The organism is Corallococcus praedator, assembly GCF_003612125.1.
Lineage (GTDB): Bacteria > Myxococcota > Myxococcia > Myxococcales > Myxococcaceae > Corallococcus > Corallococcus praedator.
Map to the genome: position 1 here is coordinate 1 of NZ_RAWI01000048.1, position 12,970 is coordinate 12,970.

Annotated in this window: 8 protein-coding genes; 4 read left to right on the forward strand and 4 right to left on the reverse strand. The window is 70.5% G+C overall.

Translation table 11 applies throughout. The annotated features are described in order from the left end of the window. The first annotated feature begins 119 nt into the window (after positions 1–119). On the forward strand, positions 120–965 hold the full coding sequence (locus tag D7Y13_RS09055) for a tRNA (5-methylaminomethyl-2-thiouridine)(34)-methyltransferase MnmD (RefSeq protein WP_120581938.1): 846 nt from the start codon (positions 120–122) through the stop codon (positions 963–965). On the opposite strand, the gene D7Y13_RS09060 is transcribed toward D7Y13_RS09055, so the two are convergent. After that, on the reverse strand, positions 916–1,533 hold the full coding sequence (locus D7Y13_RS09060) for a DUF2378 family protein (RefSeq protein ID WP_120532884.1): 618 nt from the start codon (positions 1,531–1,533) through the stop codon (positions 916–918). The genes D7Y13_RS09055 and D7Y13_RS09060 overlap by 50 nt on opposite strands. 79 nt (positions 1,534–1,612) lie before the next feature. Next, positions 1,613–2,623 carry a LysR family transcriptional regulator gene (locus D7Y13_RS09065; protein WP_233595231.1) on the reverse strand — a complete coding sequence of 337 codons (1,011 nt, stop codon included), beginning with the start codon at positions 2,621–2,623 and terminating at the stop codon, positions 1,613–1,615. An 81-nt stretch (positions 2,624–2,704) separates the two neighbouring features. On the opposite strand from D7Y13_RS09065, the gene D7Y13_RS09070 reads away from it, so the two are divergent. From D7Y13_RS09070 to D7Y13_RS09080, 3 genes are all read left to right on the forward strand, one after another. Further along, entirely contained in the window at positions 2,705–3,598 is an 894-nt protein-coding gene (locus tag D7Y13_RS09070; RefSeq protein WP_120532886.1) for an NmrA family NAD(P)-binding protein, read from the forward strand. Positions 3,599–3,881: 283 nt separating this feature from the next. Continuing rightward, complete coding sequence (locus D7Y13_RS09075; protein WP_147444134.1) at positions 3,882–8,291, forward strand: Kelch repeat-containing protein; 4,410 nt, start codon at positions 3,882–3,884, stop codon at positions 8,289–8,291. 174 nt (positions 8,292–8,465) lie between these two features. Next, the gene (locus D7Y13_RS09080) at positions 8,466–11,231 is read left to right on the forward strand and encodes a bifunctional acetate--CoA ligase family protein/GNAT family N-acetyltransferase (RefSeq protein WP_120630660.1); all 2,766 of its coding nucleotides are present in this window, start codon (positions 8,466–8,468) and stop codon (positions 11,229–11,231) included. A gap of 30 nt (positions 11,232–11,261) precedes the next feature. Here D7Y13_RS09080 and D7Y13_RS09085 read toward each other — a convergent pair whose 3' ends face one another. Continuing rightward, positions 11,262–12,077 (reverse strand): hypothetical protein, encoded by an 816-nt coding sequence (locus tag D7Y13_RS09085; protein ID WP_233595232.1) that lies wholly within the window; start codon positions 12,075–12,077, stop codon positions 11,262–11,264. An 18-nt stretch (positions 12,078–12,095) separates the two neighbouring features. Further along, positions 12,096–12,896: a hypothetical protein gene (locus tag D7Y13_RS09090; protein ID WP_120532890.1), complete on the reverse strand. Its 801-nt coding sequence runs from the start codon at positions 12,894–12,896 to the stop codon at positions 12,096–12,098. Positions 12,897–12,970 lie beyond the last annotated feature (74 nt).

The window sequence follows — 12,970 nt, forward strand, 5'->3', positions numbered from 1 at the left end:
CCTCCCCATGGCGCACGTCCTCCCCGTCGAGCCGGCCCCGGTGTTCCTGCGCTGGAATCGTCATGCTAGGCAGCCATCCTTCCGCACCCGCCCCCTTCCAGGCCAGGAACCCGCGCCCCATGTCCGACCCATCGAACCCGCGCGACGGCGACTTCGAACTCGTCACCCTGCGCAACGGCCACCGCGCCGTGCGCCACCTGGGACACGGCGAGGTCATGCACCCCGCCGTGGGCCCCTGGCAGGAGGCCCTGGGCCTCTACGTGGATCAACCCCGCCTCGCGGACCGCCTGCGCCAGCCCGGCCCTCCGCTCGTCATCCTCGACGTGGGCCTGGGCGCCGCCACCAACGCCGTCGCCGCGCTCACCCGTGCCCGCGAGCTGGGCGCCGAGCGCGCAAGAGAGCTGCACGTCGTCAGCCTGGAAGTGGACCAGGCCCCGCTGCGCCTCGCCCTCGCGGACGCCGAGGGCTTCCCGTTCCTCCAGCCCTTCCGCGCCGCCGCCGAAAGCCTCATGCGCGACGGCACCTGGGAAGAGCCCGGCCTCCGGTGGACCCTGAAACTGGGCGACGCCGTGCCCTTCCTGGACGGTGAGCTGCCCCTGGCCGACCTCGTCTTCTTCGACCCGTTCTCCCCCGCATCCAACCCGGACATGTGGACCGAGTCCGTGCTGGCCCGGGTGCGCCGGCACTGCCGCGAGGACGGGGAGGGGGCGCTGCTGATGACCTACAGCGCGGCCACGCCCACCCGCGTCACGTTGCTGCTCGCCGGGTTCTTCGTGGGCGCCGGCGCTTCCACCGGCACCAAGGGGGAGACCACCGTGGCCTCGACCCGCTACGAATCCCTGACTTCCCCGTTGGGGACCCGGTGGCGCGAACGCTGGGAGCGCTCGTCCTCGCGGGCCCCGCACGGGGCCGAACTCACGCCTGAGGTCGAGCGTCGCCTGCGGACCCATCCTCAGTGGCGCTGAGCGCCCCCTCGGACGGCGCTTCACTCCAGCGCAGGTGGAACGTGGCCGCCGTGCCGTCGAACTCCTCCGGCAGCGCCACCACCCGCCAGCCGCCGCACAGCGCCACCGCGCGCGCCAAGAGCCCCGCCGCGAACGTCGGCTGATCCGCCAGCACGTCGTTCATCCACAGCTCCAGCGACGTCGCGCTGCGCTCCACGATTTTGATTTCACTGAAGTTGTTGCCGGCGCGAAAGCCGAGGTCCGCGCGCAGCAGCATCCGGCGGGGGCCGGCGAGCTTACCCACGCCCAAGAGGGCCCGGCCAAAGAAGGTGCCGAAATAGGCATCCATGAAGCGCTCGCCCAGCGAGTAGTACGCCGCTTCCGCGGGCACGCCGCCATAGACGTGGCCGGCCGCGATGCGCAGGAACTCCCGCCACTGCTCCAGGGTGTAGGTGCGCTCCAGCTTCGCGTCGAGGTCCAGCCCCGCCCGCTTCAGGTGCTCGACGCACGCGGGCGTCAGGCGGTTCTCCAGCGCTCGGACGAACAGCGCGTCGACGGTCTGGGCGAAGACAAGCTTCTCTGGATTCATGGGTCGCACCCTACACGATGCCCCCCATGCGATGCTCCCCCACCTGTGCACTTGCGTTCAGTATCGCCGCCCCCGAGTGTCAGGAACCCGGCGTGCGCCGCACGCGTCGTGAACTCCGGGTGTTTCGTGACCCCGGATGCATCACCCCCACGGCGCGCGCGACGAGTCCGCGCAGCCACTGGTGGGCCGGGTCACCGTCGAACCGTTCGTGCCAGACCTGGATCATGTCGAAGGAGGGCACGGGCAGGGGCGGGGGAAACACCTGGAGTGGATACGCTCCACTGAACGCAGCGATGAGGCGGCGTGGCGCGGTGAGGACGTGGTCGGAGCGCGTCACCACCAGCGGGGCGATGAGGAAGTAGGGCACGCGCAGGGCGATGCGGCGCGGGGGCAGCCCCCGCTGGACGAGGACCCGGTCCACCGCGCCCACGCCGTCGCCGCGCGGGCTGATGAGGACGTGGGACAGCTTCAGGTACGTGTCCAGGTCCAGCGTCTTGCGCACCAGCGGGTGCCCCTTGCGCACCACGCAGACGAAGTCCTCGGTGAAGAGCTTCTGCTGGCGCAGGCCGGGCCCGGACTCCACCGGTGGCGTGACGACGACCAGGTCCACCTCGCCACTCTCCAGGAGCGTCGGGTAGGTGGTGCTCTCCACGTGCTGCACCGACAGGTCCACGCCGGGCGCCTCGCGGCCGAGCAGCTCCAGCGCGGAGGGCAGCAGCGCCGAACCGAAGTAGTCGCGCGTGGCCACGGTGAAGCGGCGTGACGCGGTGGCGGGCTCGAAGGCGGGCTCGTTGCGCAGCGCGCGCTGGAGCTCCACCAGCCCCCGTCGGAGTGGCGCGGCGAGCTGCTCCGCGCGCGGCGTCAGCACCATGCCGCCCCGGCCCCGGATGAGGAGCGCGTCGTCCAGCAGCTCCCGCAGCTGGCCCAGCGCATGGCTCATCGCGGACTGGGTGAGGCCCACGCGCGCGGCGGCGCGGGTGACGTGCGCCTCCTTCAGCAGCGCGTCCAGCGCCACCAGCAGGTTGAGGTTGATGCCCGCGAGGTCCACCTCGTCGGCAGCCCACTTCCGGGTTTCATGAATGCGGCGCATGTGGCAATGCATACCATGAGGTGGCCTCATGACTGGCGCCGGGGCACTGTTGGGCCATCTCGCTGTCGCTGGAGGCAGTCCATGTCCATCGTCATCAACACCCCGAATGGCAACATCGGTCGTCCCCTCGTCGAGAAGCTCCTGAAGGCCGGCCGTCAGGTGACCCTCATCAGCCGCAACCCGGAGAAGGTGGCGGACCTGGTGAAGCAGGGCGCGAAGCTGGTGCAGGGCTCCATCGACGAGAAGGCCACGCTGGACGCGGCCCTCCAGGGCGCGGAGGCGCTGTTCTGGCTGTCGCCGCCGCTGGCCCGTCCGGACTTCATCACCTGGGCGCAGGACGCGGGCAAGCAGGCCGCGGCGCTGGTGAAGGCGCACGGCGTGAAGCGCGTGGTGGTGCTCTCCAGCGTGGGCGCGCAGACCGGCCCCGGCACCGGCCCGGTGTCCGTGCTCAAGCCGGTGGAGGAGGCCTTCAAGGCCGCGGCCCCCCACGTCACCAGCCTGCGCGCGGGCTTCTTCATGGAGAACCTGCTGCGGGACGTGCAGGGCATCGCGCACGCGGGCGCCCTCTACACCGCCACGCCGCCGGACAAGGCCTTCCCGATGGTGGCCGTGGCGGACATCGCCAGCAAGGCGGCCGAGGTCCTGCTCGACGCGTCGTGGACGGGCCACCGGAACCTGGGCGTCCACGGCCCCAAGGACCTCACCTATGCGGAGGTGGCCACCATCCTCACGCAGTCGCTGGGCCGGCCCGTGAAGCATGTGCAGGTGCGGGTCGCGGACCTGCACAGCGGGATGACGAACGCGGGCGTGCCGACGTGGATGGCGGACGCGTTCGCGGAGATGTACCAGGCCCTCGTGGACGGGCGCATGGACCCGGCCGAGCCCCGCTCCAAGGACACCACCACGCCCACCACGCTGGCGCAGTTCGCGAGCACGGTGCTCAAGCCGGTGGTGGAGCAGGCGCGCCCGTCGTAGGCGAGGACGGGCACGGGGCACGCCCGGGCACGGCGTGACTGGGTGCGACCTGACCGGTCCTGTCTGGGATGCGGGGCAGTGGATCCAATGGGTTGGATCCTGGCCCGGCGCTTGCGAGAGGCGCGGGTCGTGAGCCGCCTTTGGTGGCGGCTCGCGGGCCCGGCGCTTCGCGGCATGGACGGCTCCCGCTGGACGGGGGGGCCGCCAGGGCCGGGCCGTGGCGCTCAACACCATCCCATCCGGCATCGGCCTGGCCGACGCTGGACCGACAGGCGTGCTCGACATGAGAAGACCGGTGGCCGTAGGGCTGTGCCTCCTGCTGGGGCTGACGGCGTGCGACAGCGCGGCGCCTCCCGCGCGAGAGGGGGCGGGAGTCACTTCGGAATCACGGCTCGGTGGGAACCCGGGGGAGGTGGCGGCCCGGAGCGCGGCGGTGCTCGCGTGGCGGGAGGCGCCTTCGGAGGCCCGGGCCCGCGCGCTGGCGCATGCGTACTTCCCGGAGTGGACGCCGACGGCCGGCGGTGATGATTCGCTGCCGAAAGGGGTGGATGCGGCGCTGAGCGTGCGCGTCCCCGGGACGGCGACGGGCACGCTGGAGGTGAGCACCCGGGGAATGACGTTCCGGGTGCGGCGCCATGCGGCACAAGGGCAGGGCGCGCAGGCGAAGGTGCTCGGAGACGCACGGCACTTCTGGGCACCCGTGGGCGCGCGGACGGTGGATGGCGCGGGCCGGTGGGTGACGTCCCGCGTGGAGGAGTACGACGTGGCGCCGGAAGGGGCCTCCGAGCACCGCGTGCGCTACACGGTGGAGGTGCCCGAGGGCATCGTCGCGGTGCGCGACCTGGGCGAGTACCTGGAGTTCGTGGACGCGCACGACGTTCCCCGACTGCGCATGCATTCGTTGGTGGCGCGGGACGCGGAGGGCCTGAGCCGCGACGGTGAGGTCCGGCTGCACGGCGCGGTGCGGGCGCCGGGGACGGGACCCGCGAGATACGGCCTGTCGGGCCGCAGCCTGGACGTGGCCATGGTCGTGGATCTGCGCGGGATGCAGGGGCCCGTGGTGGTGGATCCGGGGTGGTCGTCCACTGGCTCCATGGCCCTGGCCCATCGGTACCACACCGCGACGCTGCTGCCGTCGGGGAAGGTGCTGGTGGCGGGCGGCCTGGTGCCTACGGCGGGATACACCCGCGTCGCGGAGCTGTTTGATCCGCTGACAGGGACCTGGAAGGGCGTCGCGCCCATGGCGGAGGCACGTGCTCAGCACACCGCGACGTTGCTCGGCTCGGGGCGACTTCTCATCGTGGGTGGAACTCGTTCAGGTTCGGTGCTGTCCACGGCGGAGCTGTTCGACCCGGAGACCGAGACGTGGAGTCCTGCGGATGTCCTGACCACCGCACGCGTGCTCCACACCGCGACCCTGCTGCGTGACGGTCGGGTCCTGGTCACCGGAGGCCAGGGCCTCGCGAGCGAACCTCTCGTCTCCTCGGAGGTGTTCGATCCCGCGACCGGAAGCTGGAGTCCCGCGGGAGCAATGTCCGCGGCTCGGGTGGAGGCGACCGCGACGTTGCTGCCGTCAGGGAAGGTCCTGGTCGCGGGCGGGAGCGTCAGCACCGCGGTGACCGAGCTGTTCGATCCCGCGACGAGGCAATGGACTGAGACAGGCGCGATGGTGAGCTCTCGACAGGCGCACTCCGCGACGCTTCTTCCGGATGGGAGGGTCCTGGTCGCGGGAGGCACCTCGTCGGGCGGGTACAGCCAGTCGATCGCCACGACAGAGCTCTATGATCCCATCACGGGACGCTGGAAGGCCACGGGGGGCATGGCCGTGGCCCACAAGTGGCACTCGGCTTCGCTGCTCCCGGATGGAACCGTGCTGGTGACGGGCGGAGCCTCTGGTGCGTCCAGCGGCTGGGCTCTTGGTACGGCCGTTGCCGAACTCTATCTGCCCTCCACTGGAACCTGGCAGTCCGCCGGAACGCTCCAGACCGCCCGCGGCAATCACACGGCGACCCTGCTGCCCTCGGGGCGGGTGTTGATCGCGGGTGGATATGTCCTGACAACCAACACGGCTGAAGCCAACTACGTGAACAGCCCGGAGGTGGTGGAGTTCTCAGGACGGTGGACCCCTGAGGTTCCGGCAAATACGCCGCGCGTCGATCACACCACCACGCTGCTGCCCACCGGACAACTCCTCGTCACAGGCGGTCGGAACACCACGGGAACCCTCGCGACCGCGGAACTTCATGACCGCGCGGGTGGGCACGGGCCTGGCACCAGCTTCATGCTCTTGCCTCGTGCTCGGCACACGGCCACGTTGCTGGCCTCGGGTCGGGTGCTCGTCACGGGAGGAACGGATGGCAATGCACCCGTGGCGGAAGCGGAGCTGTACGATCCCGCGCCTGGTCAGTGGTTGCCCGCGGGACGGATGTCCGTGGAGCGCGTCGGGCATACCGCGACCCTGCTGCCCTCCGGCAGGGTGCTGGTGACGGGTGGCTCAAGCTTCTACGGCGTCCAGTCCAGCGTGGAGGTCTTCGATCCTCGCAGCATGATGTGGATCGCGGCGACCCCCATGGCTTCACCGCGCGTCTCGCACGTCGCCACGCTGCTGCCTTCCGGCAAGGTGCTGGTGACGGGCGGCAACAACGGCAACACACCGCTCAACACCGCGCAGGTCTATGACCCGAACACGGACACATGGGGCGCGCTGCTGACCATGACCTCCACCCGGGAGGAACACACCGCGACAGTTCTCTCCTCCGGCAAGGTGCTGCTCGTGGGCGGACTCACCACGGGCGGAATGGCGACCTCCGAAGTGGAGCAGTACGACCCGGTGGTGAACACCTGGGCCCGGCTGACCCGACTCGGTGTTCCCCGCGCGGGCCATACCGCGACGCTGCTTGCCTCAGGGGATGTCGTCATCACCGGAGGGCAAAGCGGGGCGGACAGCTACTACAACAGTGTCGAGCGCTTCGAGGCTTCAACGGCCACCTGGGCCTATCTGGCCCCCATGGTGGCCGCGCGCACCGGCCACACCGCCACGCTGATGCCCACGGGTGAAGTCCTGGTGTCGGGCGGACGCAGCAGCACGGTTCAAGCCGCCGTCGAGTCCTTCGACCCCGTGTCCGCGCTCGCCTCCGCGCGGCCCACGCTGGACACGCCGCGCATCCTGTCGCCCGGTGCTTCGTTCATCGCCACGGGCACCCGCCTGCGAGGCGTCTCGGATGGCGGCAGCGGGGGCTACCATTCCTCGTCCAGCGAAGCGCCCCTGGTCCGGCTGGTGAACGTGGAGAGCGGCGCCATCTCCTGGGTGAAGAACGTCACCGCGTGGCAGGACGGCAAGCAGTTCTCCGCCCGGGCTCCCACCGTCGCGGCCGGACAGTACCTGCTGCTCGTCACCGTCCAGGGCATCACCGGAGGCCGCATGGTGCGCGTCACGGAGGACAACGCCGTCCCCATCGCGCTCAACACCACCGTCTCCACGCCGAAGAACACGCCCGTCGCCGTCACCCTGTCCGGGACGGACGCGGACTCGGACTCACTGGCGTATTCCATCGCCCAGAACCCCCAGCATGGGACTGTCTCCGGCGCGGGCGCGTTCCTCGTCTACACGCCCGCCACCGGCTACAGCGGCCTGGACACGTTCAGCTTCCGCGTGAACGACGGCGTCGCGGACTCCAGCGCGGGCACCGTCACCCTCCGGGTGAACAACGCCATCCCCGTGGCACTGGCGGTCTCCGTCACGACCTCCAAGGCGAAGCCGGTGCAGGTGACGCTCGCCGGGCTGGACGGAGATCAGGATCCGCTCACGTTCCGCCTCATCACCCAGCCCCTGCGCGGCACGCTGTCCGGCAGCGCGCCGCACCTGACGTACACGCCCAACGCGGGATACGTCGGCACGGACTCCTTCACCTACCGCGCGAGCGATGGCTCCACGGAGTCCTGGCCCGTCCCGGTCACCCTGAGCACCGTGAACCTGACGCCCGTCGCCCGGAGCGCCACGCTGACCACGGTGGTGGGGCAGGGCGTGCCCTTCACGTTGGAGGCCACCGACGCGGACGGAGACGCGCTGACGTACGCCGTGGTGCAGGCGCCCCAGCACGGCACGCTGTCCGGCACCGCGCCCCACCTCATCTACACGCCGCAGTGGGGCTACGAAGGCCCGGACACCTTCAGCTTCCGCGCGAATGACGGCACGACGAACTCCAACCTCGCCACCGTCACCACCACCGTCGCGGCGCAGGTGCCCCATGCGCCCTCCGTCCCCATGCTCCGCACGCCGGGCGACAACACCGTGCTGGGCACGGGCGACGTCACCTTCACCTGGGACGCGTCCACGGATCCGGAAGGGGATGCCCTCACCTACCGCCTGGAGCTGAGCCGCGACGGGGCCGTGCTCGCTTCGCTCAACGCCGCCGGCACGTCCCTCACGCTGCCGGGTTCGCTGTCGCCGGGCACGTACACGTGGCGCGTGGAGGCGGTGGACTCACAGGGGCACCGTGGCGGCTTCTCCGCGCCTGCGTCGTTCACCGTGTCCACCATGGCCTTGTGGCGCACCTCGGGCGGCCAGGGCCTCCAGGAAGACGATGCGTCAGGCGGCCTTGCCTGCTCCTCGGGTGGCAGCTCCGGCTGGGCGCCGTGGCTGGGCACGCTCGTCCTGCTCGCGCTGACCTTCCGGCGCCGCCTCGCCCGCTGACGAAGCGCGGTCCACCGGACGTCTCCTGCGTGGGACGCCCGGTCGTCCGCCTGCTTCCAATACAGAACGAGGGGCCGTCCGCCGCGACGGTCTCCTCCCTCCATCTGGTGCACGATGGGGTCCGACCGGAAATTGAGCCGGAGCACGGCCACCCCACCGGAAGAAGAGCGCACCATGGACGAGCAGCGCCCCCCCAAGGCCCCGGCACGGACGGACCCCTCCATCGACCTGCTCCACCAGCGCACGCGTCAACCGCTGGAGGTCCTCTTCTCGCCCCGCAGCGTCGCGGTGGTGGGGGCGAGCGAGCGGGCCGGCAGCGTGGGCCGCACCGTGCTCTGGAACCTCATCAGCAGCCCGTTTGGCGGCACCGTCTATCCCGTCAACCCGCAGCGCCCCAACGTGCTCGGCATCAAGGCGTGGCCGTCGCTGCGCGCCCTGCCGGAGGCCGTGGACCTGGCCGTCATCGTCACGCCCGCGAAGTCCGTCCCGGCCATCATCCGCGAGTGCGCGGAGGTCGGTGTCCGGGGCGCCATCATCATCTCCGCGGGCTTCAAGGAGACCGGGCCCGAAGGCGTGAAGCTGGAGCAGGAGGTGCTTCGCATCGCGCAGGCCGGGAACGTGCGCATCATCGGGCCCAACTGCCTGGGCCTGATGCGCCCCACCACCGGCTTCAACGCCACGTTCGCCAAGGGCATGGCCCGGCCCGGCAACGTGGCCTTCATCAGCCAGTCCGGCGCGCTGCTCACCGCCATCCTCGACTGGAGCCTGCGCGAGTCCGTGGGCTTCAGCGCCTTCGTGTCCGTGGGCTCCATGCTGGACGTGGGGTGGGGCGACCTCATCGACTACCTCGCCGATGATCCGATGACGCGCTCCATCCTGCTGTACATGGAGTCCATCGGCGACGCGCGCGCCTTCCTGTCCGCCGCGCGCGAGGTGGCCCTCACCAAGCCCATCATCGTCATCAAGGCCGGCCGCACCGCGCAGGCCGCGCAGGCCGCCGCGTCCCACACCGGCACGCTGGCCGGCAGCGACGAGGTGCTGAGCGCCGCGTTCCGCCGCGCGGGCGTGCTGCGCGTGGACTCCATCGAGGACCTGTTCCACATGGCGGAAGTCCTGGCCCGCCAGCCCCGGCCCTCCGGCCGCCGGCTCACGCTGCTCACCAACGCGGGCGGCCCCGCGGTGCTCGCCACGGACGCGCTCGTCGCGGGCGGCGGAGAGCTGGCCACGCTGTCCGCCGACACGCGCGCGCAGCTGGACGCGTTCCTGCCTCCGCCGTGGAGCCACGGCAACCCGGTGGACATCCTGGGCGACGCGGACGGTGAGCGCTACGCGAAGGCCCTGGAGGTGACGGGCGCGGACCCCAACAGCGACGGCCTGCTCGTCATCCTCACCCCGCAGGACATGACGGAGCCCACCAAGACGGCCGACCGCCTCAAGGGCTACGCGAAGCTGCCCGGCAAGCCCGTGCTCGCGAGCTGGATGGGCGGCTCCGAGGTCGCCGCGGGCGAGCGCATCCTCAACGACGCGGGCATCCCGACCTTCGGCTACCCGGACACCGCGGCCCGCGTCTTCAACTACATGTGGCGCTACGCGGACAACATCGCGGGCCTCTACGAGACGCCCACCCTGGCGGAGGAGCCCACCGGCGGAGGCCGCGACGTCGCGCGCGCGCTGATCGACGAGGCCCGCGCCGCCGGCCGCACGCTCCTGTCGGAGTACGAATCCAAGCGGCTGTTGGCCGCCTACGGCATCCCCACCGTGGAGACGTGGCTCGCGACGTCGGAGGACGCGGCCGTGGAGAAGGCCCGCGCGCTGGGCTTCCCGGTGGTGCTCAAGCTGCACTCGCTCACGGTGACGCACAAGACGGACGTGGGCGGCGTGCGCCTGGACCTGCGCGACGAGGCCAGCGTGCGCCAGGCCTTCCAGGCCATCCGCGACGCGCTGGTGGAGCGGGGCCTGCCGGACGCATTCGACGGCGTCACCGTGCAGCCCATGGCGAAGCTGGACGGCTACGAGCTCATCCTGGGCAGCAGCCTGGACGCGCAGTTCGGCCCGGTGCTGCTCTTTGGCGCGGGCGGCACGCTGGTGGAGGTGTTCCAGGACCGGGCCCTGGGCCTGCCGCCCCTCAACACCACGCTGGCGCGGCGGATGATGGAGCGCACGCGCATCCACCACGCGCTCAAGGGCGTGCGCGGTCGGGCACCGGTGGACCTGGGCGCGCTGGAGCGGCTGCTGGTGCGCTTCAGCCAGCTGGTGGTGGAGCAGCCCTTCATCCGCGAGCTGGACATCAACCCGCTGCTCGTCTCCGCCGAGCGCATCATCGCGCTGGATGCCCGCGTGGTGCTGCACGCTCCGGAGGCCACGGCCGCGTCGCTGCCCCGGCTGGCCATCGAACCGTACCCGTACCAGTACGCGCAGTTCTTCACGCTGAAGAGCGGTGAGCAGCTCATGCTGCGCCCCATCCGGCCGGAGGACGAGCCCGCGATGACGCGGTTCCACCAGGCGCTGTCCGAACAGACGGTGTTCATGCGCTACGCGGGCCTGATGAAGCTGAGCCAGCGCGTGGCCCATGAGCGGCTGGCGCGCATCTGCTTCAACGACTACGCGCGGGAGATGGCCCTCGTCGCCGAGCGGCGCTCCCCGGACCTGAAGGATGGAGGGGAGATCCTCGCGGTGGGCCGGCTCACGCGCTTGAGGGGCACGAAGGACGCGGAGTTCGCCATCACCGTCAGCGACACCGCGCAGCGCCAGGGCCTGGGGGCGGAGCTGCTGCTGCGGCTGGTGGACATCGGCCGGGACTGGGGCCTGCAGCGGATTGTCGCGGACATCCTCACGCGCAACCGCGGCATGCAGGCCGTCAGCAGGAAGCTGGGCTTCAGCATCCTCGAGAACGAGGAGCTGGCCCCGGACATGGTCAAGGCCGTGAAGGTGCTCGGCTGACCGTGCCCGGGGCTTGAAGCCCCTACGGCATCACACGTCGTCGCAGGGCGTGCCCAGCCGCGCGCCCGTGTAGACGCCCAGCTCGTTGTAGATGAAGGGCAGGTTTTCGCCCACGGGCACCGCGCGCAGCTTCTGGCGCTTGCTCTTCACCACCCAGAAGGACGGCTCCTCGCGGTCCACCACGAGGCGCAGGTCTCCGCCCTGGGTGGAGAAGATCTCGCCCTGCGAGTCGGTGACGACGTTGAGCATCTTCTGCGGCTTCACCTGGCCGCGCTGGCCCGTGAAGATGCGGAAGGACTTGTTGTCCGCGCCGATGCCGCGCTCCACCAGGTAGTACGTGCCCTTGTCATCCCGCAGCAGCGCGTACGGCTGGAACTTCATCGGGCTCGGCGCGAAGGTGGACTTGCGCAGCAGCTCCTTCGCCTTCTCCGCCTCCAGCGGCTGCTGGGGCAGGGCGCGGTCGCCGCAGCTCAGCGTGCACGTCTTCGAGTCCTCGCTGACGGCCAGCCGCGAAATCACGCGGTAGTCCACGCCGCGGAAGTTGTCGTTGGCCTTGGGGTTGAAGAAGCGCGGCTCGAAGAAGTCCGCCTGCGTCTCGCTGTTGCTGCTGACGTTGGGGACCTGGACGAAGGACTTGCCGTCCCCGTAGTAGAGCTGGCCGTCCGCTTCCGGCGTGGTGGGGACGAGGACCGTGTAGTGGCCCTTGCCGTCCGTGCACACGCGGGTGGACTCCAGCACCATGCGGTCGCGCAGCCGCTTCTCCTGCGCCCAGGGCGGATCCATTGCGAGCGCGGCTTGCGGGGCGATGACGAACCCCAGGGCGATGACCATGTGTCGAAGTGACATGTTGTTCGAGGCTCCGGCCTAGAGGTTGTCGGTGAAGAAGGTGGTGGTCGGTTCGGCCTGGATCAGATCGCCGTCCGACACGGTCCAGATGACCTTCTGCGCGTCCAGCGTCACCGCCGGCTTGGCGTCCACGCGGCACTCGACCGACTGGACCTTCTGCTGGATGGTGCGCTTCGCCTCTTCGGAGCGGCTGCACAGCTTCTGCATCGACTCCAGCGGACCCACGCAGTAGCTGGGGATGGACAGCTTGTTGAGGATCGGATCCGGGATGGTGTCCCATGCGATGGTGACGGCCATCTTCGAACCGCACGCCTTGTTCGCCTCGGCCAGGTTCTCACCCAGCTCCTTCTCCGCCTGGTTCGTCCAGAACTTCCGGTCGAAGGGGAGGAAGGGCTTCAGGTCGCCGTCCTCCTCCGCCTCTTCGTAGCGCGCGAAGACCTTCTCCACCTTCAGCGCCGCGGTGCGGCCCGTGTCCGGCTTCAGGTGCGTGTAACCAGAGGCGCCCGCGGGGCTGAGGATCAGGTCCTCGAAGCCGCCCCGGTCGTGCACCGTGACGAAGCGCTGGGTGCGGCCGCGCCACTGCGTCCAGTACCCGGTGCCGCGGTCCCGATCCACGCTCGCGATGACGACCTTGCCGTCCAGCTCGCTCTTGGTGCCGTTGAACTCCAGCAGCGCCTTCTTCGAGTCGTTGGGCTCCAGCGGGATGATGGTGACCTGCTCACCGGCCTCGTTGGAATACACCTTGCCGGTCGCGGGCTTCATGCCCGCCACCGCGCTGTCGAGCCGCACGCCCCGGGAACACCCCAGGGACAAGGCCACGACGCTGACTGCCAGTAGAACTCTCACAGGAACTCCTTGAATGGGGGCGCGCTCGCCTTCCAGCTCCGCGCGCC